19 protein-coding genes and 1 pseudogene are annotated in these 23,409 nt (G+C 65.6%); 11 read left to right on the top strand and 9 right to left on the bottom strand.

From position 1 onward, the window contains the following. Positions 1-50 precede the first annotated feature (50 nt). From KI242_RS21560 to KI242_RS21550, 3 genes are all read right to left on the bottom strand, one after another. Positions 51-1,970 carry an amidohydrolase family protein gene (locus KI242_RS21560; RefSeq protein ID WP_212805558.1) on the bottom strand — a complete coding sequence of 640 codons (1,920 nt, stop codon included), beginning with the start codon at positions 1,968-1,970 and terminating at the stop codon, positions 51-53. Between the two features lie 186 nt (positions 1,971-2,156). After that, on the bottom strand, positions 2,157-3,647 hold the full coding sequence (locus tag KI242_RS21555; protein ID WP_015636451.1) for an aldehyde dehydrogenase family protein: 1,491 nt from the start codon (positions 3,645-3,647) through the stop codon (positions 2,157-2,159). A 200-nt stretch (positions 3,648-3,847) separates the two neighbouring features. Further along, positions 3,848-4,426 carry a DUF4337 domain-containing protein gene (locus KI242_RS21550; RefSeq protein ID WP_047288088.1) on the bottom strand — a complete coding sequence of 193 codons (579 nt, stop codon included), beginning with the start codon at positions 4,424-4,426 and terminating at the stop codon, positions 3,848-3,850. Positions 4,427-4,662: 236 nt separating this feature from the next. Here KI242_RS21550 and KI242_RS21545 point away from each other — a divergent pair, with 236 nt between their 5' ends. The 3 genes from KI242_RS21545 to KI242_RS21535 are packed head-to-tail and all read left to right on the top strand — an operon-like array spanning position 4,663 to position 8,829. Further along, positions 4,663-6,141 carry a TolC family protein gene (locus tag KI242_RS21545; RefSeq protein WP_212805557.1) on the top strand — a complete coding sequence of 493 codons (1,479 nt, stop codon included), beginning with the start codon at positions 4,663-4,665 and terminating at the stop codon, positions 6,139-6,141. Then, entirely contained in the window at positions 6,138-7,247 is a 1,110-nt protein-coding gene (locus KI242_RS21540) for an HlyD family secretion protein (RefSeq protein WP_212805556.1), read from the top strand. The genes KI242_RS21545 and KI242_RS21540 overlap by 4 nt, the downstream gene beginning before the upstream one ends. Further along, positions 7,240-8,829, top strand: coding sequence for a DHA2 family efflux MFS transporter permease subunit (locus tag KI242_RS21535; protein WP_011062406.1), 1,590 nt, complete (start codon positions 7,240-7,242; stop codon positions 8,827-8,829). Before KI242_RS21540 ends, KI242_RS21535 begins: the two co-directional genes overlap by 8 nt. A 4-nt stretch (positions 8,830-8,833) precedes the next feature. Here the strand turns inward: KI242_RS21535 and KI242_RS21530 are convergent, their stop codons facing one another. Continuing rightward, positions 8,834-9,664 (bottom strand): helix-turn-helix transcriptional regulator, encoded by an 831-nt coding sequence (locus KI242_RS21530; protein WP_015636445.1) that lies wholly within the window; start codon positions 9,662-9,664, stop codon positions 8,834-8,836. A 275-nt stretch (positions 9,665-9,939) separates the two neighbouring features. Between KI242_RS21530 and KI242_RS21525 the strand changes: the two genes are divergently transcribed. Next, complete coding sequence (locus KI242_RS21525) at positions 9,940-11,655, top strand: 2-isopropylmalate synthase (RefSeq protein ID WP_212805555.1); 1,716 nt, start codon at positions 9,940-9,942, stop codon at positions 11,653-11,655. Between the two features lie 387 nt (positions 11,656-12,042). Here KI242_RS21525 and KI242_RS21520 read toward each other — a convergent pair whose 3' ends face one another. Both KI242_RS21520 and KI242_RS21515 read right to left on the bottom strand, forming a co-directional pair. Further along, complete coding sequence (locus KI242_RS21520; RefSeq protein WP_015636443.1) at positions 12,043-12,708, bottom strand: HAD-IA family hydrolase; 666 nt, start codon at positions 12,706-12,708, stop codon at positions 12,043-12,045. A gap of 101 nt (positions 12,709-12,809) precedes the next feature. Then, complete coding sequence (locus KI242_RS21515; RefSeq protein ID WP_015636442.1) at positions 12,810-14,465, bottom strand: WG repeat-containing protein; 1,656 nt, start codon at positions 14,463-14,465, stop codon at positions 12,810-12,812. A gap of 412 nt (positions 14,466-14,877) precedes the next feature. Between KI242_RS21515 and peaA the strand changes: the two genes are divergently transcribed. From peaA to peaD, 4 genes are all read left to right on the top strand, one after another. Further along, positions 14,878-16,458, top strand: a complete 1,581-nt coding sequence (gene peaA / locus KI242_RS21510) for a quinohemoprotein amine dehydrogenase subunit alpha (protein ID WP_123472812.1) — start codon at positions 14,878-14,880, stop codon at positions 16,456-16,458. Between the two features lie 79 nt (positions 16,459-16,537). Then, the gene (gene peaB, locus KI242_RS21505; RefSeq protein ID WP_015636440.1) at positions 16,538-17,971 is read left to right on the top strand and encodes a quinohemoprotein amine dehydrogenase maturation protein; all 1,434 of its coding nucleotides are present in this window, start codon (positions 16,538-16,540) and stop codon (positions 17,969-17,971) included. A gap of 1 nt (position 17,972) precedes the next feature. Then, positions 17,973-18,296: a quinohemoprotein amine dehydrogenase subunit gamma gene (gene qhpC, locus KI242_RS21500; RefSeq protein WP_011062399.1), complete on the top strand. Its 324-nt coding sequence runs from the start codon at positions 17,973-17,975 to the stop codon at positions 18,294-18,296. Between the two features lie 23 nt (positions 18,297-18,319). Further along, positions 18,320-19,438, top strand: coding sequence for a quinohemoprotein amine dehydrogenase subunit beta (gene peaD, locus KI242_RS21495; RefSeq protein ID WP_011062398.1), 1,119 nt, complete (start codon positions 18,320-18,322; stop codon positions 19,436-19,438). 102 nt (positions 19,439-19,540) lie between these two features. Here peaD and KI242_RS21490 read toward each other — a convergent pair whose 3' ends face one another. The 3 genes and pseudogenes from KI242_RS21490 to KI242_RS21485 form a co-directional block, all read right to left on the bottom strand. Continuing rightward, positions 19,541-19,939 (bottom strand): lysozyme inhibitor LprI family protein, encoded by a 399-nt coding sequence (locus KI242_RS21490; protein ID WP_015636438.1) that lies wholly within the window; start codon positions 19,937-19,939, stop codon positions 19,541-19,543. 37 nt (positions 19,940-19,976) lie between these two features. Further along, complete coding sequence (locus KI242_RS31895; RefSeq protein ID WP_225368814.1) at positions 19,977-20,426, bottom strand: GFA family protein; 450 nt, start codon at positions 20,424-20,426, stop codon at positions 19,977-19,979. Then, positions 20,400-21,299, bottom strand: a pseudogene (locus tag KI242_RS21485) (ADP-ribosylglycohydrolase family protein); the annotation flags it as partial. The pseudogene KI242_RS21485 and the gene KI242_RS31895, both read right to left, overlap by 27 nt. 133 nt (positions 21,300-21,432) lie before the next feature. On the opposite strand from KI242_RS21485, the gene KI242_RS21480 reads away from it, so the two are divergent. From KI242_RS21480 to KI242_RS21470, 3 genes are all read left to right on the top strand, one after another. Then, positions 21,433-21,891 carry an SRPBCC family protein gene (locus tag KI242_RS21480; RefSeq protein WP_011062395.1) on the top strand — a complete coding sequence of 153 codons (459 nt, stop codon included), beginning with the start codon at positions 21,433-21,435 and terminating at the stop codon, positions 21,889-21,891. Positions 21,892-21,969: 78 nt separating this feature from the next. Next, the gene (locus KI242_RS21475; RefSeq protein WP_212805554.1) at positions 21,970-22,773 is read left to right on the top strand and encodes an aminoglycoside phosphotransferase family protein; all 804 of its coding nucleotides are present in this window, start codon (positions 21,970-21,972) and stop codon (positions 22,771-22,773) included. 277 nt (positions 22,774-23,050) lie between these two features. Continuing rightward, positions 23,051-23,368 carry a hypothetical protein gene (locus tag KI242_RS21470; protein ID WP_053152913.1) on the top strand — a complete coding sequence of 106 codons (318 nt, stop codon included), beginning with the start codon at positions 23,051-23,053 and terminating at the stop codon, positions 23,366-23,368. Positions 23,369-23,409: the final 41 nt, after the last annotated feature.

Raw genomic sequence — 23,409 nt, 5'->3', positions numbered from 1 at the left:
ACAGGGGGCACCGGGAGCTGGCGCAGCCCCCGGGCTTGCACTGGCCGCAGTCAGTTACGGGGGTTGAGGTACACCCGCTGGCCGCCTTTCCAGGTTTCGCAGACCTTGATGTCGCGAATCCGGGTGGCCGGGAACTTCTCGTCCAGTGGATCCTGCTCGAGGATCACGAAGTCGGCGAAGTTCTGGTCCTGCAGGGAGCCGGTCCAGGCCTCGGCATGGCACTGCCAGGCAGCGTCGTAGGTGATGGCTTTCAGCGCCTGCTTGCGGGTCAGGCACTGGCCCTCATTGAGGATGGGTTGCAGGCGCGGGTCATGGACGAACAGGTTGTCATGATTGCGGATGCCTTCCATCTTGCGGGTCACCGCCTGCTCCATCGAACGCAGGGGCCCCAGTGGGGTCACGGAATAGTCGCTGTGCAGGGAAATCCGCAGCTCGTGGTCCAGGGCCGACTTGCAGAGGTCGAGCATGTTGTGTGCCTTCTTTTCGAAAATGGCTTTATCGAAGGCGTAGCCCCAGTAGCCGACATGGCCAATCAAAAAGCTCGGTGACAGGCCCAGGCGCTGCATGGTTTCCAGGGTGCTTTTGCTCAGCAGCGAGCAGTGTTCGATGCGATGGCGCTTGTCCAGGCCGCTCTGGCCCTGCAGGGCCAGGTCATAGGCCTGCAGAGTGAATTCGATGGCCTGGTCGCCGTTGGCATGAATCATCAGCGGCCAGCCTTTTTTCACCGCCGCGTGGATAAATTCCTGGTATTTGACCGGGAGTGTTTTCGGGGTGTCCTCGCCCTTGTCGCACAGATTGAAGTTGCCCACCGGGCGGTCTGTCTCGCAGCAGTAGGGCGCGATCTGATAGCCGGTCAACCCCTGGTTGGATCCGTCCGAGATCACCTTGATCGAGCCCTGATACATATGCCTGGCCTCTTCCCGCGTGGCCGGCCGATAGTCCGGCAGCAGCTTGAGGGCTTCGAGCGAGTTGTTGCAGGCGGCGGCGTAGCCGATCCGCAGCGTTCTGGGGTGGGACAGGAAGTAGGCGTTCAATACCAGCTTCGACAAGGGGTCCATCATCGCGTCGTACAGCAGGGTTATCCCGCGGCTGGCCGCGGTGGCGAAGAAGGTGTCCAGGCGCTCGAAGATCTTCAGCATTGCAAGCTTCTGCCTGGCGGGAATCGACAGGATCCCGGCCACTATCTGGGTTTCCTGCAGCACGCCGTTCTCGACCATGACCCCGGTTCTTTCATGCACCAGATCCCGGGCCGCCGTGTTCATGTAGGCGGTGTGCATGGAGGCACTGATCAGCAGCATCGGCCGCTTGGCCTCGATGGTGTCCAGGTAGCCCTCTTCGGGCGTGTCGCCACATTGCAGGGTCATGAGTTGGTTCAGGCCGCCCGGCACCACCTTGAACGGCATCAGCGCCGGATCGACCAGGTGCCCGAGGACCCAGCTCGTGCTGTCGTCGGGGAGGTTGTTCTGGATGGTTTCCTTCAGCCAGCCCCAGGTATAGAGCGGCCGCAGGCGCTGGCTGTTTTTCTCTGGCGCCTGCTGGCTATCGCCGTCGTCGGGCTCGATGGCGCCCAGGTTCAGCCAGCCATCCATGGCGCAGCTCTGCACGATGTGGGCGTGGGGCTCGACCAGGCCGGGCAGCAGGGTCTTGCCGTGCAGCGACTGCTTCTTGTAGTCGATGCCCAGGGCCTGCATGCGGGCTTCGACGGCGGCCAGGGTGCCCGCGGCGACCACGTCGCCGGCATGGATGCCCAGGGCTTCGACCCGCTCATCCATGTTGCCGTCGCGCAAGGGGTAGATGATGCCGTCATGAAACACCAGGGACTCGCCGTTCGCGTCCCTGGCCGGGCCCTGTGCCGCGTTGGGGTGGCTGGCGATATAGCTGGCGGGGTCGAGGGTGTCTTTCAACGCTTCCCAGACGGGGTTGTGGCAGCCGCACTGGATGTAATCGTGATCATTTCCATTTGATCCCATGATGCTTTCCTCGGGTTTTCGGTGGTGATGAGGCGTTGTGGGGGGATGAGCCCAGGCTCTTCAAACGAGGTGGCCAGCCGGCTCGGGCTGAGCGTAGCAGTGCTTTGCACGGCGAACAGGGCGGTCGTCGGGGGGGGCGCCGGACCACCTCCGGCGCCCCGGGTGGGGCGGTTGGCGCGGGGCGGATCAGAGCTTGATCAGCACTGATTTCAACTCGGTGTAGTGCTCGATGGCCGCGTGGCCCATTTCCCGGCCAAGCCCGGACATCTTGTAGCCGCCAAACGGCAGTGCCGGGTCCAGGGCACTGTGGCAGTTGACCCACACCGAACCGGACTTGATCCGCGGAATCATCCGGTGCACCGCCGCCAGGTCGTTGGACCAGATGCTCGCGCCCAGGCCGTAGGGGCTGTCGTTGGCCATGCGCAGGGCGTCGGCCTCATCGTCGAAAGGAATGGCCACCAGCACCGGGCCGAAGATCTCTTCCTGCACCAGCGAATGCTTCTGGTCCACATCCACTATCACCGTCGGCTTGACGAAATACCCCGGGCCGAACTGTTCGCCGCCGCAGGCGATGGTGGCGCCGCTTTCGCGGCCCATCTCGATGTAGCGATAGACCCGCTCCTGCTGGCGCGCGGAAATCAGCGGGCCCATCTCGACGCTGGCGTCCAGGCCATTGCCCAGCTTCATGGCATTGGCGATGCCGGCGATGTCGGCTACCACCTTGTCGAAATGCTTGCGCTGCACATACAGCCGGGAACCGGCGCAGCACACCTGGCCCTGGTTGAAGAAGATCGCGCTGGCAGCCCCGGCCGCGGCGCTGGCCAGATCGGCGTCGGCCATGACGATGGTTGGCGACTTGCCCCCCAGTTCCAGGGTTACCCGGGTCATGGAGTCCATGGCGATCTTGCCGATTTCCTTGCCCACGGCGGTGGAGCCGGTGAAGGTCAGCTTGTCCACCAGGGGGTTGCGGGTCAGGGCGCTGCCGGCGGTGATGCCGGTGCCGGTGACTACGTTGAACACGCCGTCGGGGTAGCCGGCTTCCTGCACCAGCTCGGCCAGTTTCAGGGCGCTGAGTGGCGTTTCATCGGCGGGCTTGAGCACCAGGGTGCAACCGGTGGCCAGGGCCGGGCCGAGTTTCCAGCAGGCCAGCAGCAGCGGGAAGTTCCAGGCGACGATGGCGCCGACCACGCCCACGGCTTCGCGGCGGATGAAGCTGTGGAACTGATCGTCAGGCATCAGGGGCAGCGAGACCTCGACGCTTGAACCCTCGATCTTGGTCGCCCAGCCGGCCATGTAGCGCAAGAAATCGATGGACAGTTGCACGTCCATGGCCTGGGCCACGGCGGCGCTCTTGCCGTTGTTCAGGCATTCCAGCTGGGCCAGCAGTTCGGCGTCGCGCTGCATCAGGTCGGCGAGTTTCCACAGCAGGTTCTGCCGCTCCCGGGGGCGGGTGCGGGTCCAGGGCGAATCGTCGAAGGCCTGGCGTGCGGCGAGCACTGCGCGGTCCACATCGTCCACCGTGGCCCGGGGCACCAGGCACAGCTGTTCGCCGGTGGCGGGGTTGCGCAGGGGCATGGTCTGGCCGTCGCCGGCCTCGGTCCAGTGGGCACCGATCAGCATGCGCGGGGCGCGCTGGATAAAGGCCGTGGTAGCGGCGAGCAGTGGGGCAATAGCCATGGCGAAGCCTCTTGTTGTAGGTGAGGCAGGGGCTTTCGCAATGGCTGTGCCAGTTCCACCCAGGCGCCGCGGCCCCGCTATGGCGGGGCCTGGGGCGCAGCACCGGGGCTTGCGCGGCGGCAGTTTTTCGCAAACTGCGACAGCCCGGTGAGATTCAAGAGACGCATCGGCTGGCAGGTTCCGGGGGCCGGCAGGGGGCTCTAGATGTGCAGCCAGGCCAGGGTGCCCAGCAGCACGCTGCCGCCGGCCGCGCCGTAGGCGAGCTTCTTCAGCCATTCCTTGCGGGTCAGCAGGGTGATGGCCGCCATCGAAATGGCGATCTGAATCGCCATCATCGCCTGGGCCCAGCGATGGTGCTGGTGCAGCGCGGCTTCCGATTGCTCGTCCCAGTCCCGGGCCTCGGCTTCCAGGGCCTCGGCCTTGAGGCGCACCGCTTCCTTTTCCTTCTGGTAGCGCTGGGCTTCGATGCCGTAGTGCGCGGCATCGACTCCGGGAATGTGGGTCGCCAGCTCCGCCAGGTTCTGCCGGCTGGATTTGGCCTGGTAGTAGCTCCACTGGTTGGCGGCTTCAGTCTTTTTCATCGCGGCATTGTTCTTGTCCATCGCCGCCAGGCTTTCCGAGGAGCCGGCCTGATAGCTCAGGAGCGCTCCCAGGGTGGCCATGATCGCCGTCATCACCGCGATCTTGCTGGCGAAGCGGTCACTGCGCGCGTGGGCATGTTCGCTCACGTGTTCCAGGTGCTTTTCGTGGGGGCTGGGCACATCGAATTCTTCGGTCATGGCGATCCGATCGGCTGGGTAGGGGGTGTTTCAAATTGTATCCATGGCCACTGGCGCCAGCAGGGCCAGTGTGAGTTCGTTCAGCTGGCCGACAGCCTGGAGCTGTGGGCCCAGGTCGGAAGGGCTGCGCTTGGGATCAAGGTTGACCATTTCGCGATAATCGAAAAGAAGTTCTCGTTAGACGGTCGCTAGCTGGCCTTTCTAAAGTAGGCGCTTCGAATCCGTGAGTACTTCCCATGCCCATTTACCCGAGGCCTGCATGGGCCCTGTGCGCCCTGTTGGCCGGTTGCACCCTGGGGCCGGAACGGCCGCCCGGCAGCACTGTGCCCCTGCCCGTGAGCCACCTGGACGCAACGGCCGAGCAGGGGCTCGACCAGTGGTGGCAGCTCTACCGTGACCCTGGGCTCAATGCCGCGGTACAGGAAGCCCTGAGCCAGAACCGCGACTTGCGGATGGCTGCGGCCAACCTGCTTCAGGCCCGGGCGCTGCTGCGCGAAACCGATACCCTGCGCCAGCCTTCCACCCAGGTGACGGCCCGCGCCGGCTACGGCAGTACCGCCGACGACCAGCTGGAAGCCGCCTTGCAGGACAGCCAGCACATCCGCACCGGCAGCCGCTATGGGGTCGGCCTGGATGTGCAGTGGGAGGCCGACCTGTTCGGCCGCCTGCACGGCCTGGCCGATGCTGCCCGGGCCGATGCCGAGGCGGCGCGGGCCGCCGAGGACGGCCTGCGGGTGGTGGTGGCCGCAGAAACCACCCGCGCCTGGTTGCAGGCCTGCAGCTATGGCCAGCGCCTGCAGGTGGCGGGCGAGTCCCTGGCGCTGGTGGAGCAGGGCCGCACCCTGAGCGCCCGGCTGTATCGGGCCGGCGCCGCGGTGACCCTGGATGTGGTGCGCGCCGAAGGCCTGGTGGGCCAGGTGCAGGCCAGCCTGCCGCCGCTGCAGGCCGCACGGCAACGGGCCCTGGCCGAACTGGCCGTCTTGCTGGGGCGCCCCCCGGGTGATGCACCGGCGGCGGCCCAGGCTTGTCGCCAGGCCCCGCGCCTGGGTTCGCCCATGCCCCAGAGCGATGCCCTGGCCATGCTGCGTCGGCGTCCCGACGTGAGCCAGGCCGAGCGCCGGCTGGCGGCGGCCACGGCGCGCATCGGCGTGGCCCGGGCCGACCTCTATCCAAGGGTCAGCCTGGGGGCCGGGGTCTTCACGTCGGCGCACCACCCCGCGGGTTTCGATGACCGTGATGCGTCGGTCTGGCAACTGGGGCCGCTGTTGTCCTGGAGCTTGCCCAACCTCAATGCCGCCCGCGCCCGCATCGCCCAGGCCAGCGCCGGAGAAAGCGCGGCACTGGCGGATTTCGACCGCAGCATCCTGGCGGCCCTGAAGGAGCAGCAACAGGCCCTGAGCGACTACCAGGCCGCGTTGCAGCGCCAGCAAGCCCTGCACCTGGCAGCCGAACGTGACCACCAGGCCTTGCGCCTGGCCGGGCTAGCCAGGGCCGCCGGTGCCTCCACGGCCCTGGATTACCTCGATGCCCAGCGCACCGATGTACGTACCCGGGCCGCGGCAGCGCAGGCCGATGCCGCCGTCATCGATACCCAGGTGCTGGTGTTCAAGGCCCTGGGCGGCGGCTGGCGCAGCGCGCCGCCGATTGTCCTGCCGCAGCCGAGCCGGGCTGCGGCCAACCCTTTCCCGCGAACCCCCAACGAGCCTTTGCAATGACCCAGACCCCTGTTCCCGCTTCCCCGGCGCAAGCCGTCACCCGCCGTCGCTTACTCGGTTATGCCGGGCTGGCGCTGGTGTTGCTGCTGATTCTGGCCTGGGGCCTGCGCTGGTGGTTCAACGGGCGTTTCCTGGTGGAGACCGACGATGCCTACCTGCGCTCGGACATCGTCACCATCGCGCCCCGGGTCGCCGGCTACCTGGTGGCGGTCGAGGTCCGGGACAACCAGCCGCTCAAGGCTGGCGACCTGCTGGCGCGGATCGACGACAGCGACTACCGGGCCCGGGTCGAACAGGCGGAAGCGGCGCTGCGCGAGGCCCAGGCCGAACAGCGTGCCGGGCAGGCGCGGCTGGCCAATCTGGCCGCCCGCCAGCAACAGCAGCAGAGCCTGATCGCCGAAGCCCAGGCCCGGGTCGGCGCCGCCGAGGCCGAGGCACAACGGGCCGGCCAGGAAGGGCGGCGGCAGCAACACCTGGCCAGCCAGCAAGTCAGCAGCGTGCAGCAACTGGAAAACGCCGCCGCCCTGGCCCGTCAGGCCGATGCCGCCCTGGGCGCGGCCCGCGCCAGCCTGGCCGCGCGGCGCCAACAGGTACAGGTGCTCGATACCGAACAGCAAAGCGCCCGGGCGCAACTGGACAAGCTCGAAGCGGGCGTGGCCCGGGTCACGGCCCAGCGGCAACTGGCCCGCATCGATCTGGCTCGCACCTTGATCCGCAGCCCGGTGGACGGTATCGCCGGCCAGCGGCGCCTGCGCCTGGGGCAGCACGTCGAAGTCGGCGCGCCGCTGTTGGCGGTGGTGCCTGAGGACGCCTATGTGGTGGCCAACTACAAGGAAACCCAGGTCGACGGCATGCGCCCCGGGCAAGCGGCGCGGGTCGAGGTCGACGCCCTGGGTGGCCATGTACTGGAGGGACGGGTGGAGAGTTTCGCCCCGGCTTCCGGCGCCGAATTCGCCCTGCTGCCGGCGGACAACGCCACCGGCAACTTCACCAAGATCGTGCAGCGCATGCCGGTGCGCATCCGCCTCGATCCGGGGCAGCCGCGACAGGCGCAGCTGCGCCCCGGGATGTCGGTGGTGGTGACCGTGGACACCCGTCATGACTAGTGCCCAGGCCGTATCGGAAGGCACCGGCGAGGCCGCCGCACAGGCAATCTCCCTGCGCACCTGGGTGGCGGTGCTGGGCAGCGTGGTGGGCTGCTTCATGGCCGGGATGAACGTGCACGTGACCAACGCTTCCCTGCCGGACGTGCGTGGTTCCCTGGGGGCGACTTTCGAGGAGGGGTCGTGGATCACCACCGCCTACCTGGTGGCGGAGATCATCATCATTCCCATGACCGGCTGGCTGGTCTCGGTGTTTTCCATGCGCCGGGTGCTGATGGTCGGCACCGCCGGTTTCGTGCTGTTTTCGATCGCCTGTTCCCTGGCGCCGAACATCCACAGCCTGATCTTCGCCCGGGTGCTGCAAGGGGCCTTTGGCGGGGTGCTGATTCCCCTGTCGTTCCAGCTGATTGTCACCGAGCTGCCGGCGGCCCGGCATCCCATGGGCATGGCCCTGTTCGCCGTGGCCAACAATGTCGCCCAGGCCGCGGGACCGTCCCTGGGCGGCTGGCTCACCGATGCCTATTCGTGGCGCTGGATCTTCTACCTGCAAGTGCCGCCGGGGCTGTTGCTGCTGGCGGCCATCGGCTGGTCGGTGCGGCCCCAGCCCATGGTCCTGGCAAAGCTGCGCCAGGGTGACTGGGGCGGCATCGCCAGCATGGCCGTGGGCCTCTCGGCGTTGCAGATCATGCTGGAGGAGGGTGGCCGTTACGACTGGTTCGCCTCAAGCTTCATCAGCCATTGCGCGATCCTGGCCACGGTCGGCCTGCTGGCCTTCGTGGCCATCGAACTGCGTCGCGAGCAGCCGTTGATCAACCTGCGCCTCTTGGGGCGCTACAACTTCGGCATTGCCAGCCTGATGCAATTCACCTTCGGTGCGGTGGTGTTCGGCGTGGTGTTCCTGGTGCCCAACTACTTTGCCCAGATCCACGGCTACAACGCCCGGCAGATCGGCCTGATGATGATTCCCTACGGCCTGATCCAGTTCGTCATGTCGTTCGCCACCCCGCGGCTGATGCGCTGGACCAGCGCCCGCACCATCATCATTGCCGGGTTCGCCATCACTGGCATCGGCTGCCTGATGAACATCCACCTCAACCCCGATGCCTCGGTGAACGTCATCGTGCCCTCGCTGGTGGTGCGTGGTATCGGCCAGTCGCTGGTGGTGGTGGCGCTGGGGGTGATGGCGATCCAGGGGCTGGAAAAGGACCAGGTGGGCTCGGCCTCCGGACTGTTCTCCATGGTGCGTAACGTCGGCGGGGCCATCGGTATCGCGCTGTCCAGCCAGATCGTGGTGGAGCGCGAGAAACTCCACGCCCAGCGCATTGGCGAATCCGTCAGCCTGTTCGCCCAGGCCACCCAGGAGCGCCTGGTGGAACTGGTGCGCCTGTTGGCCCAGGCACCGGTGGAGTACGCAACGGCCCTGCATTCGGCGGCGCTGGCGCCCCTGCGCCAGCAAGCCCTGGGCATGGTGGACAAGGTGCTGCACCGCGACGCCCTGCTGCTGGCCTACAGCGATGCCTTCTTGCTGGCGGGGCTGGCCATGCTGTTGTGCGTGGTGGCCGGTGTGCTGCTGCGCCGGGCCTGAGCCCTCAGCGGTAGAACTCCGAAGGCGGCGTGCCGAACTGGCGCTTGAAGGCGGCGGCGAAGGCGCTCTGGCTGTCGTAGCCGTGCTGCAGCGCCACTTGCACCACCGGCATGCCCTCGGCCAGGCACTCCAGGGACATCAGCAACCGCGCCTGCTGGCGCCAACGGCCAAAGGTGATGCCGGTGTGGCGCTGGAACTGGCGATGGAAGGTCTTGGCGCTCATGGCCAGGCAGTCGCCCCATTGTTCGGCGGTGCGGTTGTCCGAAGGGTCGTCCGCCAGCGCCTGGCACACCCGCAGCATGCGCGGCTCATGGGGCCAGGGCAGGCTGAACGGCAGCACCGGCAGCGAGCGCATCTCATCGAGGATCAGGCGCATCAGGCGGCCGTCGCGGCTGTCCGGCGAATACTGCGTGCCGACCTGGGCGGCGGCCAGGATCAGCTCGCGCAGCAACGGCGAGACCTCGATCACGCAGTCATGCTCGGGCAGGCCGGCAATGGCATCGACATTGATGAACAGGCTGCGCATGCGCACCGCGCCGCGCATGCGTACCCGGTGCTCGACGCCGGCCTGCAACCACACCCCGCGGCTGGGCGGCACCACCCAGCGGCCGGACTCGGTGTCGATCACCAGCACGCCCTCAATGGCATAGGCCAGCTGCGAGCGTGGATGGCTGTGGGCAGGTATTTCATGGCCGTTGGGGTAATCCACGGCGATGCTGGTAACCGGCATGGACAGGCAGTCGATGGACGAGACAACAAGCAGATCGGACATGCAGCGCAGCGCCTCCGCCCCGGAAGGGATCATGGGGCGCTTATCATAGGTGAAAATGTCCATTTTGCGATAATAAAAGGGTGTTTAGCGCATTACATTCAGAAGATCGCTACCTAGACTACTGATCACTCCTTGCCCGCCGACGGTTGCAACCGCCCATGAACCCCCTGTTCCTGACCCTGCTACTAGCGCTACCCCTGCCTTACGGCCGGGGTCTGCCGGTGCTGCCAGGAACCTGGCACCCAGGCTGATCTCCCCCAGACTCCGGCCTCGAAGCGCTTTCCATGATGAAAGCAGGGGAGATCCATCGCGTTCTCCATTGTGCTTTCGAGGTCAGTATGCTCGCCCATCCCCATACCAAATACCGCCCCTTTACCCCCGTGGACCTGGACTCGCGCCAGTGGCCGTCACGTACCATCACCCAGGCTCCGATCTGGCTGTCCACCGACCTGCGCGATGGCAACCAGGCGCTGTTCGAGCCGATGAACCGCGAGCGCAAGCTGCGCCTGTTCGAGGAACTGGTGCGCCTGGGCTTCAAGGAAATCGAAGTGGGATTCCCCGCCGCCTCGCGCACCGATTTCGAGGTGGTCCGCGAGCTTGTGGAACAGCAGCGGATTCCCGCCGACGTCACGCCCATGGTGATGACCCAACTGCGCGAGGACCTGATCCGCGAAACCGTACGCAGTGTGCAGGGTGCGCGCCGGGTCATCGTCCACCTGTACAACGCCATCGCCCCGGTCTGGCGGCGCGTGGTCTTCGGGCTTTCGGTGGACGAGGTCGAGGCCCTGGTGGAGCGCCATGTCAGGCTGTTGCGCGAGTTGACTGACCAGCATCCGGAAACCGAATGGGTGTTGCAGTACTCCCCCGAAACCTTCTGCATGGCGGAGCTCGAGGTGTCCCTGCGCATGTGCAATACCGCGATCCGTACCTGGGACGCCGGCCCGGGGCGCCCGATCATCATCAACCTGCCGACCACCGTCGAGGTGGCCACCGCCAACGTCTTTGCCGACCAGATCGAATGGATGCACAAGCGCCTGGAGCGCCGCGATCAGGTCACGCTGTCAGTGCACCCGCACAACGACCGGGGCACCGGCGTGGCCTGTGCCGAACAGGCGTTGCTGGCGGGCGCCCAGCGGGTGGAGGGCTGCCTGTTCGGCAACGGCGAGCGCAGTGGCAACCTGGATCTGGTGACCCTGGCCCTGAATCTCTATACCCAGGGCATCAGCCCCGGGTTGGACTTCTCCGATATCGCGGCAGTGGCCCGGGTTGCCGAGGAATGCACGGCGCTACCGATCCATCCGCGCCATCCCTATGTCGGCGACCTGGTGTTCACCGCCTTTTCCGGCTCGCACCAGGACGCCATCGCCAAGGGCTTTGCCGCCCAGGCGGCCGACGGTTTCTGGGAGGTGCCCTACCTGCCCATCGATCCGCAGGACCTGGGGCGGACCTACGACAGCATCGTGCGGGTCAACAGCCAGTCCGGCAAAGGCGGGATCGCTTTCCTGCTGCAGCGTGACCACGGCATCGTCATGCCCCGGCGCATGCAGATCGAGTTCAGCGCCATTGTGCAGAAGCTGGCTGATGCCAGTGACGCCGAGTTGAGCAGCGACGCTTTATGGGAGGTGTTCCAGCGCACCTATCTGGCGTGTGCAGAGGGCACGGCCGGCCTGCGGTATCTCGCTCATCGGTTGTTCGATGCCCCCGAGGGGCAGGGGATCGAGCTGCGGGTCGCCACCCCCGGGAACCAGGAGGCGTGCTTGCATGGCCTGGGCAACGGACCTGTCGCGGCGGCCCTGGCCGCCCTGGGCTTGCCGCTGCGCATCGACAGTTTTGAAGAGCGCAACCTGGGGGCGGGGGCCGATGCGCAGGCGCTGGCAATTGTCGAAGCGGTGTGGCCGGGCGTTGCCGGGTCACGTTTTGGCGCCGGCTGTCACGCCAATATCGTCACCGCCTCGGTGCAGGCCGTGATCAATGCCGCGGCGCGGTTTTATCCCGAGCAGGCGCCGGCATTCGTCCCCACCCAGGCATCGCTTGCGGAGCGGGCGGCTCCCTGAGTGACCCGCACCAGCAGTCGGCGCCCCAGGGGCCGGCCGCTGGAGCCCGGGCAAAAAAAAGCCCGCTGTAGCGCGGGCCAAATGGGATTCGTTAAGGAGTGATTGGCAATATAGGGGCGGCGAGGTGAAAGCACCGTGAAAAAAAAGTCGTGCAGGGATAAACCTCCAGCATCTTTGCCCAAGTCGTAGGGTGTTTTCGGATATGTCCGATATTACTGCCCCTGGAGCCCGCGTATATTCCCTCCTGCTCGCCCAGCCAAAGGGGGTACTTCGGTCTGGATGCCACTGCCGAAGTGATGGGCGAGCACCTTTTTCCCTCCTGCCGTTTCTTTCTCCCTGGCTGTTTCCTTCCCGCTTGGCCTGGCCAATATCCTCATCCCATTCCCTTCAGGGCAGATCGAGCCGGCGCCGGATCTCGGCCCACAGTTGCGGGTCGTCGAAGTCGTTGATCACGCGGTGGGCGCCGGCATCCAGCAGGGTTTGCGGGCGCTGGCTGGTGGCCAGGCCGAACGTGCAGATCCCGGCTTTTACCGCGGCTGTCAGCCCGGGTACCGAGTCTTCGAAGGCCAGGGCCTGGTCGGCGGTGGCCTGCAGGCATTCCAGGCCGCTCAAGTAGGGCAGGGGATCGGGCTTGGCCCGAGGCAACTCCTCGGCCACCAGCACCGTCTGGAAGCGCTGTCGCAGGCCCAGCACCTCGAGCATGTGCTCGGCATTGGCCCGGGGCGCGTTGGTGACCACGCACACGCCGATGCCGTGCTCCTGGGCAAAATCCAGCAGGCGCAGCAGGCCGGGCATGGGCATCAGTTGCGGGGAGAGTTGGCGAAAGCGCACTTCCTTGCGCTCGGCAAAGGCTTCATGTTCCGCCACGCTGCGCTCGGGGAACAGGTAGCGGCACATGTTGGCATTGGCCTGGCCGCTGACATGGGCTTCGAATTCTTCCTGGGTGAAGGTCCGGCCATCCTCTTCCAGCAGCAGTTGCTGCAGGGCCAGCAGGTGCAGGGCGTCGGTGTCGGTCAGGGTGCCATCAAGGTCGAAGAGCAGAGCATTGAGCATGGGACAGTTCCTGTCGGGCCCCATCCGGGCCGGTTGGCTGAATCGATCAAGCCCGCATCCTAGCAGGCTTGATCCCAACCGTGACCGGTTCGCTCGGGGCCTCAGCCCTGTGCGTTGTCGCCTTCGCCCTGGTCTTCCACTTCGTCAGGCTGCGGGCAGTAGTCCTGGGGGTTGGCCGGCCACAGCACCTGGTCATGGCCGTCGTGCACCTGTTCGGCGCCGCAATCGACCTGGCTGACCTGGAAGCTCGGAGTGCCGTCCAGGCGATACAGGGCCTTGAGGCTGCGGGACTGGTCGTCGCCCATGCCTTCCACGGCATAGCCGAAGATGGCGCCGCGGGTTTCGTCCACCACCAGTTCCTGCCACTTGCCGGGGATCAGCCGCTTGCCCTTGAGGTCGTACAGCGCCGAGGTGGCCAGGGCCGAGGTGTCGTCGGTGGCCAGCAGGTAGTGGCCGCTGTTGTCCAGGCGGATGTCGACGTACTGGCCCGGCTCCAGCAGCACCTTGCCGCTGGCGTCCATCAGGCCCACGGTACGCACCTGGGTGGCCTGGCCGAACAGGGTGGCCTGCTTGGTCGGGCTGTTGGCGGTGCTGAAGACGAACAGGTCGGCATTGATCGCGCCGATCTGGGCGTAGGTGGGCTTGAACAGCTCGACGCCCTTGTCCACATCGAAGATACCGAAGGTGGCGCTGAACACGTTCTGCAGCACCGCGACCTGGTTCAGTCCCGGTACCTGCCGGAACATTCCCAGCGGGCTGAAGCCGGCCGGGTCCGCCGAGTCGTAGACCGGCTGCACTTTCCATTGGCCCTGGCGGTCGATCAGCCCGGCCTTGCCGGAGCTGCCGTCGGCGTTCTTGGCGGTGACCAGCGCGCCCTGCTTGCCGAACACCTGGCAGGTACCGAACTGGGCCTGGATCACGGTCTTGCCCTGGAAATCCATGTAGCCGCAGGGGCTGTCGTATTTTTCCCGGAAGGCCACCAGGCCGTCACCCGGTTCGCCCATCCAGTTGTAGGTGGCGGCGCTGATCAGCTGGGCCTGGGCATCGGCCAGGGCCTTGCCCTGTTCGGTGCTGACCACCAGATGCTGGTTGGCAAAGTAGTCGATGCTGTCGAAGTCGATCTTCTTCTGCTCGCCGGTCTTGAGGTTCAGCGCCCACTTGTCGTTGCCGCGTTCGGCGATCATCCACCAGCCGCGCTTGGCGAAGTCATCGCGGACCATGCTGCTGTCATACAGGGCTTCGGTCACCACCTCGCCCTTGGCGCTGAGAATGCCGCGCTTGCCGCCGATCTCGTAGACGATGAAGTCGTCGTTGCCGCCCACGTACAGATCGTCGAAGCGCGGTGGCTGAATCTGTTTGCCGCTCTGGTCGATGATGCCCAGCTTGCCGTCCTGGCCGAAGCCGAAGTAGCCCGGGGTCAGCAGCCGCAGGTCATCGGTGAAGGCGGCCTTGAGGGTCTGCTTGCCATCGGCGCTGCTTAGGTTCCAGGTACCGTCCTTGGCGAACAGGAAGGTCTTGTCCAGGGGCAGGGCGACCACGGCGTCGTAGTCGTTGTCGGCGCTGACCAGCACCTTGCCGTCCTGGTCCAGCACCGCGCATTCGCCATTGGCGCAGATCGGCATGACCATGGCCGCCGGCGCGGGGGCCGCAGCGACGGCTGCAGTCTTGGGACTGGTTTCTTCCTTGCATCCGACCAGGGTCAGAGCAGACAACGAGAGGATCAGCGAGCCGAGACGGGCACAGGCGCTTCTATCCATGAACTTCAGGTTCCTTGTAAGAGGGGAGGTGCGGCACACCCCATGGGACGGGGCAGGCAAAGCGGGGGTGATTCTGCGGCGCCGCCGGATAAATGCAAGATCCAATTGCAAAGAAAACCAGCGGTACAGCCTCGTTGCCGGCCTTGAGAGCTGTTCTGGCGCTGGCTAATCGCTGTCTCAGACTGAGACGTTTGTCTCGAAATTGAACGTCGGGTAACACCCGCAAGCCCGCCAGGGACCGGCGTCTTCGCCCAAGTCGTTGATTCCGGGTTCTTTTATAAGCTGGCACGCTCCGTGTATTGCATATCAGCAGACGTTTCTCTTGCCTCCATGACCGGGCGTGCCGGGCATGGCAGAAACCATAAAAACGACTCGCTAAAAATAAGAAAGCACCGTGGGAGGTTTGACGTTGATGAAGAGAAGACTGCGCCTGAGGCTCAGTGCCAGCCTGCTGGCCATTGCCACCTGTACCGCCTTGCATGCCCCTTCGAGTTTCGCCGCGCGGGATGCGCAGAGCATCCTCAAGGAAACCTGCCAGGGTTGCCACACCCCCGAGGCCGGGGAAGCCCTGAGCCGCATCAGCCACCAGCGCAAGACCCCGGAAGGCTGGCTGATGAGCATTGCCCGCATGCAGACCATGCACGGGCTGCAAATCAGCGATGACGACCGCCGCACCCTGGTCAAGTACCTGGCCGATACCCAGGGCCTGGCGCCCAGCGAGACCGACGGCGTGCGCTACGCCCTGGAGCGACGGCTGAACACTGTCGAGCATTTCGACGAACAGACCACCCAGATGTGCGCCCGCTGCCACTCCGGCGCGCGGATCGCCCTGCAACGCCGGCCGGCCCAGGAATGGGAGCGGCTGGTGAATTTCCACCTTGGGCAATGGCCATCCCTGGAGTACCAGGCGCTGTCCCGGGACCGGGAATGGCTGCCCACCGCCCTCAAGGAAATGGTGCCGCTGCTGGCCCAGCGTTATCCCCTCGACAACCCCGCCTGGACAGCCTGGCAACAGGCCCGCCCGCAAGCGACGGCGCTGGCGGGGGACTGGAGCTTCAGCGGCCACCTGCCGGGCAAGGGCGAACTGGCCGGGGTGATGAGCGTCAGCGCCGGGGAAGGCGATCAGTTCAAGCTCAGCGTCAAGGGCCAGTACGCCGATGGCAGCCCGTTCAATGGCGAGGGCAGCGCGATCCTCTACAACGGCTATGAATGGCGCGGCAATGTCACCGTGGATGGCGTGGTCATGCGCCAGGTGCTGGCGGCCCAGGGCAATGCACTGCAAGGGCGGATGTTCGAGGCCGAGCACGACGAGCGCGGCTTGGACTTCATCGCCGCCCGGCAAGGCAGCCAGCGGTTGCTGGCGGTGCAGCCGGCTTACCTGAAGGCCGGTGAGGAGGCCGAGGTGACCCTGGTGGGCGCCGGCCTTGCGGGCACTCCGAGCTTCGGCAAAGGGGTGGAGGTCGTGCAGGTGCTGGAGCAGAGCCCCGAACGCATCCGCGTCAGGCTCAAGGCGGCGGCCAGCGCCCAGCCGGGGCTGCGGGAAGTCAGCGTCGGCAGCCTCAAGGGCGCGACGCTGGCGGTGTACCAGCGCATCGCCGAGGTCAAGGTGGTGCCGGCATTTGCCGTGGCGCGGATCGGTGACGGCGGCGGTTCGACGCCCAAGGTCCAGGGCCGCTTCGATGCCGAAGCCTGGGGCAAGGGGGCCGACGGCAAGGCCTACCGCATCGGCGTGATGCCGGCGCAGTGGAAGGTCGAGGCCTTCGACGCCCAGGCGGCCAAGGATGAAGACGTCAAGTACGCCGGCAGCATGCAGGCTGACAGTGGCGTGTTCACCCCAGGGGATGCCGGGCCCAACCCGCTGCGCAAGATGTCCACCAACAACGCCGGCAACCTCAAGGTGATCGCTGCGGTGGAGGAGGGGGGCAAGGCCCTGACCGGTGAAGGCCAGCTGATCGTCACCGTGCAACGCTGGAACAATCCACCCATTCCCTGAGGGGCGTCGAGCGATACCGACAGACACTTTCAGGCAATGACCGCAGGCCCCGAACGCGGGGCAGGCACAGGAGGTTGTAATGGGCGCAATTCTGAATCTGGTGGAGCGCAACCTGCATGAAGTGCAGGTGGACGCCAACCGCATGCTGTTCCATATCCCCAGCAGTTCGCTGTTTGCCAGCGATGCCTTGACCGGCAGCATCATCGATGCGCTGCGCGGCCCGGGCTGTACCCCGGAAGACTTGATCCAGCGTCTGGCCGGCGCCTATGACGGTGCCGACGTCAGCGACACCCTGCGCGAGCTGATGGCCCTGGAACTGGTCAGCGACGGCTCGCCCCTGACCCCGGAAATCGGCGTCAAACGGGTCGAACGCACGGCGATCAATACCGTGGTGCTCAACGTCAATACCGGCTGCAACCTGAGCTGCACCTACTGCTACAAGGAAGACCTGGACAAGCCCTCGGCGGGCAAGAAGATGGGCCTGGACACGGCCATTGCCTCGGTGGAAATGCTGCTCCAGGAGTCCCCGGACGAGGAGCGCTACACCGTGGTGTTCTTCGGCGGCGAACCCTTGAGCAACCGGCCGCTGATCGAGGCCATGGTGGACTACTGCGAACAGCGCTTTGCCGCCGCCGGCAAGTTCGTCGAGTTCGTCATGACCACCAACGCCACCCTGCTCACCGAAGAGGTGGTGGACTACCTCAACGCCCACCGCTTCGGGCTTTCGGTGAGCATCGACGGGCCCAAGACCGTGCACGACCGCAACCGCATCACCGTGGGCGGGCAGGGCACCTATGACGTGGTGCGGCGCAAGGCGCAGATGCTTCTGGAACGCTACGACAGCCGGCCGGTGGGGGCGCGGGTGACCCTGACCACCGGGGTCACCGACCTTGAGACCATCTGGGATCACCTGTTCAACGAGCTGGGGTTCGCCGAAGTGGGGTTCGCCCCGGTGACCTCGGGGGACATCAGCAGCTTCAACCTCAGCAGCGAGGAGCTGATCGAAGTCTTCGCCAGCATGAAGCGCCTGGGCCGGCGTTACCTGGCGGCGGCACTGGAGCACCGCAATATCGGCTTCTCCAACCTGCACCAGCTGATCACCGATATCCACGAGGGCCACAAGAAGGCGCTGCCCTGCGGCGCCGGGCTGAAGATGCTGGCGGTGGACCACAAGGGCGAGCTGAACCTGTGCCACCGCTTCACCGGCTCATCCCTGCCGACCTTCGGCAATGTGCATGACGGTGGGGTCAAGCAGATGGAGCTCAATGACTTCCTGTCCCAGCGCCTGGACCGCACCAACACCGGCTGCGACAGCTGCCGCATCCGCAACCTGTGTTCCGGCGGCTGCTACCACGAGAGCTATGCCCGCTACGGCGACCCGGCGCACCCGACTTATCACTATTGCGAACTGATGCGTGACTGGGTGGATTTCGGCATCGAAGTCTACAGCCGGATCATGGCGCACAACCCTGCGTTCATCAGCAGCTACATCACTCCGCGCAAGGCTCACTGACATGAAACATCTCAAGCCGATCAACAACAAAGCTCAGAAACTGACCGAGGCCGCGGCCCAGGACCGTATCGAAGAAGTGCTGGCGATGAACTCCGTGGCCGGCTGCGCCTCGACCACCGACCCGGGCTGGGAAATCGATGCCTTTGGCGGCGTCTCGTCACTGTGCCAGCCGATGGAGGCCGACCTCTACGGCTGCTCCGACCCTTGCTGGTGGCCGGCCCAGGTGCCGGACATGATGAGCACCTACCCCGACTGGAACAAGGACGCCCAGGCCTCCAACGACAACTGGCGCAACCTCGGCACCGTCTTCCCCAAAGACAAGTAACCGGACAGCACAAGGATTCCAGCATGCGAGCTATCACAGTGTGCGGCCTGGCCGCCGGCGCGGTTCTCAGCGCCTGTTCTTTCACCGCCCTGGCCGACGAGGGCCTGGCCCTCAACAGCGGTCACGAGTACATGGTGACCACCAATTACCCGAACAACCTGCACGTTCTCGATCTGGCCACCGACAGCCTGTACAAGACCTGCAAGATGCCCGACGCCTTCGGCCCCGGCACCGTGCAACTGTCGCCGGACCGCAAGATCGCCTACGTGCTGAACAACCACTATGCGGATGTCTACGGCGTCGAGCTCGACAGCTGCAAGCAGGTGTTCCACGCCAGCATCACCCAGCATCCGGGGGAGAAGGCGCGCTCGATGTTCGCCTTCACCGTCAGCCACGACGGCAAGGAGCTGTACACCGTGGCCAACCCGACCCTGTTGCTCAATGACCGCTATGAGGTCAAGGAGCCGCGGCTGGATGTCTACGCCACCGATGCCGGGCTCGACGCCAAGCCGCTGCGCAGTTTCCCCGCGCCGCGCCAGCTGACCATCATGCAGAGCGGCGACGACGGCACCCTGTATGTGGCCGGGCCGGACCTGTACAAGGTCGACGTCAAGACTGGCAAGTTCGAGGTACTGATCCCCAGCCGCCACTGGAAACGCCCCAACTACAGCGCGCCGGACGTGCTCTACGTGTGGAACCAGCAGACCTTCCGCCATGACTTTTCGCTGCTCTACACCGCGGCGAAGTTCAAGGACAAGAAGCAGGACCCGGCTACCGCCGAGCCGCTGTACGGGCTGTTCAGCGTCGATCTCGCAACCGGCAAGACCGAGACCACCGACTTCGGACCGCTGACCGAGATCTACTTCAGCGGCATGCGCTCGCCCACGGACCCCAACCTGATGTTCGGCGTGCTCAACCGCCTGGCCAAGTACGACATCAAGCAGAAGAAACTGCTCCAGGCCGCGACCCTGGAACACTCCTACTACTGCATCTCGTTCAACCGGGCCGGGACCAAGATCTACCTGGCGGGGACCTTCAACGACGTGGCGATCTTCGATGTGCAGAGCATGAAGCAGATCGGCAAGATCACCCTGCCGGGCGGCGACATGGCCATCACCACGGCGCAGATCTTCGTCCGCTGACCCCGCCCCCAGCCACCGGCTCCTGTAGCAGCCGGCTTGCCGGCGAACAGGCCGGCAAGCCGTGCAGAGCCCTCACCGACGCCTTCGCGGGCAAGCCCGCTCCTACCGTGCGGGGACCGGGCAGCTCAAGTCGCCTTCCTTGCACTGCAGGTACTGTTTGAAACTCTCCACGCGGGTCTTGGTCAAGGCCGTGATGCAGTTGCTGTAGGCCACCGGATACAGGCTGCCACCTTCCACGCCCGAGGTGGAAAAACTGCACTCGGCATCGCGGAACGCCACCCAGGCGCGCTGGGCGCTGACCAGCAGCTTTTTGCTGTGTGGCTGGTCTTTCAGGCGCTGGTTGATCTGTTGGTAAAGGGCGTTCAGCTCCTTGTCCGCGGCCTTGTGCTGGAAGTTGGCGCACAGGCTCATATCGGTCTGGGTGGTGTTGTTGCATTCATAGGCCTGGGCCAATGGAGCAAGCAGCAGCGGCGCAAGGGCCAGCAACAGGATCGGACGCATGGAAAGTCTCGCAATCGGTCAATGAGGAAGAAACAGTCTAGCCGCGGCTGGGTTGCCACTCGGGCCAGCGTTGCAGCGCTTCGTCGGCCAGCCAGGGCACATCGTGGGAGGTCCAGATATGCACCTGTGGCGTCTGCCCCGGATCATCGTCCAGGGTCGCCACCCGCAGGATCACGTGGGGCTGCCCCGGGCGCTCCGCCAGCAGGTGAGAACCGCAGACCGAGCAGAAGTGCCGCAGCTTGCCCGGGGACGATTCGTAGGTGCTCAGGCGTTCCTGGCCCTGGGTCCACTGGAAGTGTTCGCGCATGACTCCGGCGGTCGAAGCAAAGGCCGCGGCGTGGGCCTTGCGGCAGGTCTGGCAATGGCAGTGGCCGATGGGCATGTCCAGGCGGTCGACCCGGTATTGCACCGCCTTGCACAGGCAACTGCCATGCAGCGGCCGGGCAGGCGCGCGACGCCGGGCGGCGGCCAGCAGGTCGTCGGCCATGGCCTGGATCTCCTCGCCCATGTGCAGCTTGGCCAGCCAGTGCGGCGGTATGCCCTGGGCCCCGTAGAAGGCTCCGGCCAACTGGCCGACGATGGCGGCGGTGGTGTCGGCGTCGTCCCCCAGGTTGGCGGCGGCCAGCACTGCTTCGGCATAGCTGTCGCTGTGCTGGAAGCACCAGAGCGCGGCCTCCAGGGAGTCGACGCAATAGCCGTTGCCGCGAATCTGGTCGCGGGTTTTATCCAGGTAATTGCCCTGGGCCAGGGCCGCGACCTTGCTCTCGCGAAAGCCCTGGGCGTCGAGCCGTTGCAGTTGCTGCTTGCTGGCACCGTCCAGGGCCTTGGCGATCAGCCCGGCCAACAGCTGGCAGCATTCGATGGCTTCGGCGGCGCCGTGGGTGGTACGCGAACTGGCCCCGGCAAACTCGCGGACCTGGGCCAGGTCGGGGTAATGGAACAGCACCACCGGCGCCAGGCGCATCAGCGAGCCATTGCCGGCGGTCTGCGGGTCGCTGGAACCCGCCAAGGGCTGGCCGTGTTCCTGATAGTCGGCCAGGGCCTGGCGCACCGTCATGCCGATATCGAAGCATTCGCCGGTGGCGCTCAGGTAGCCCCATTGCCACCAGTTGAGGTAGCGGCCCATCTGGTCGGCGGGGTCGAAACCGTCCTTGCGCAACAGGCTTTCCCCCAGGCACAGGGCCATGGAGGTGTCGTCGGTCCACTGTCCGGCCTTGAGGTTGAACGGGCCGCCGCCCAAGAGATCGGTGACCGGGGGGAAACTGCCCCGTGGCTTGAATTCCACACTGGTGCCCAGGGCATCGCCACAGGCCAGGCCCAGCAGGCTGCCACGGTAACGGTCGGTGAGGGTGAGGGGCATGGCAGGTCCTTTGCAGAGGTATTGGCGCCGGCGACAGTAGCATTTTTCGTTCTGGGCAATCAGTGGGGCCTTCGGCCAGATAAAGGTTGCGCTCGATTCAGAGAGGTCTAGTGTTCATCACTGGAGGTGGCCCATGAATTCTTCAGATCGCATCGAACGCAAGATCCTGCTCAAGGCCGACCCGGCCCAGGTCTGGCAGGCGCTGAGCGAGGCCGAACGCTTCGGCCGCTGGTTTGGCGTGGCCCTGGCCGGCCAGCAGTTCATACCCGGCCAGCGGGCCCGGGGCGCGGTGACTTACCCAGGCTATGAGCACCTGACCTGGGATGTCCTGGTGGAGCAGATGCTGCCCCAGGAGCTGTTCTCCTTCCGCTGGCACCCCTACGCCATCGATCCCGCGCAGGACTATTCGGCAGAGCCCAGCACCCTGGTCCGGTTCGAACTGGAAGAGCACGCCGGTGGTACCTTGCTGCGGGTCACCGAGTCGGGCTTCGACGGCATTCCCGCCGAGCGCCGGCTCAAGGCCTTTCGCATGAACAGCCGGGGCTGGGACGAGCAGATGAGCAATATCGAGAACTACCTGCAGCAGGGTTGAAACAGGCAGTTGCAAGCGGCACGTTGCAGAGCCAGGCCTGTCGCCTGAAACTGGCTGCTTCCCGTCTGGAGCAGCCCCTTGTTCGAAACCTATATGAAACGCTGGCGCCTGACGCCCGATGGCGATCCCATCGTCACCCCGGGCAGCCGCTTGTTGCCGGTGCGTCTGCAAGACGGTGCGCCGGCCATGTTGAAGATTGCCCTGGATGAACACGAGCAGGCCGGCAACCGGCTGATGGCCTGGTGGGCCGTGGAGGGGGCGGCGCGGGTTCATGCCCAGCAAGGCGATGCCCTGCTGATGGAGCGCGCCATGGGCAAGGGTTCGCTGATGCGCATGGCCCTGGCGGGCCAGCACGATGAGGTCAGCCATATCGTCTGCGCCACCCTGCAACAGTTGCACCGGCCACGGGCACAACCGCGGCCGCCGCTGGTGTCGCTGGACCGCTGGTTTGCCGACCTGCGCGAGGCGGCGCCGCAGCAGGGCGGGTTGTTCCTGCGCTGCCTGGCCGAAGCCGAGCACCTGTTGGCCACGCCCCGGGAGCTGGTGGTGCTGCATGGCGATATACACCACGACAATGTGCTGGACTTCGCCGAGCGCGGCTGGCGGGTGATCGACCCCAAGCGGGTACATGGCGAGCGCACCTTCGATTTCGCCAACCTGATCTGCAACCCGGACCTGCCCAGCGCCACCGACCCTGTGCGCTTTGCCCGCCAGGTGCAGGTGATTGCCCGGGCGGCGCAGCTGGAGCCGCGCCGGCTGGTGCAGTGGGTGTTGGCCTTCAGTGGTTTGTCCGCTGCCTGGTTTCTCCAGGACGATCATCAGCCCGGGGCGCAGCACCAGCTCAAGCTCGCGGCTTTGGCCGCCCAGGCACTGGAGGGGTGAACTAGGGGTTTGCGTAAGTGCGGTATAGCGAATTTCCTACACGCGCTGTAATTCAATGCGCCTTCTGCGCACCGGGCTTTGTGTTTAATCTTCTTTCCCACAACTGCAGCGCAGGAAGCGCTCAGGATCAGGGAAGGTCGACCATTAGCACGGATGCTGCAGACAGGAAGTCATAATGGTCTTGGAAAAAACCCGCTTCGGCGGGTTTTTTTTCGTCCGGCATTTCGTGCCTGCAGCCTGGGTGCGGTGGCCGCTTTGATACTTCACGCAGTGGAACATGAACGTGGCAGGTTTTTTTCAGCCCGACGCTAAGCGCGGGCTTCTGTGCAAATGGCCGTGGTTGCGGCAGATCGTTGTAGTGGGTGCGGCGCTGCTGCCCACCTTGAGCTGGGGGGGAATGTCGTGCCAAGGGCCGGATTGCCCCGGCATTCTGACGATGCTGGCATTTTTCCTGGGGGCCTTTGTCCTGGCCAATATACTTGGCGCACTGTGGATGATTGGCCGGAAGATCAAGTCGGTCTGGCGGCGCTGGCGTGATCCGAATGGCCGTGAGGCGTGCGAGCCGCCGGCCACGGATGATGCCCCCGGCCATTGACGCCGGTGAGCAGGCGCTCTTCGCCGGCAAGCCGGCTCCTG

This window comes from Pseudomonas sp. Eqa60 (genome assembly GCF_018326405.1).
Taxonomy (GTDB): Bacteria; Pseudomonadota; Gammaproteobacteria; order Pseudomonadales; family Pseudomonadaceae; genus Aquipseudomonas; species Aquipseudomonas protegens.
The sequence above is the reverse complement of the archived record's forward strand: the minus strand, read 5'-3'. Positions and strand labels throughout refer to the sequence as shown.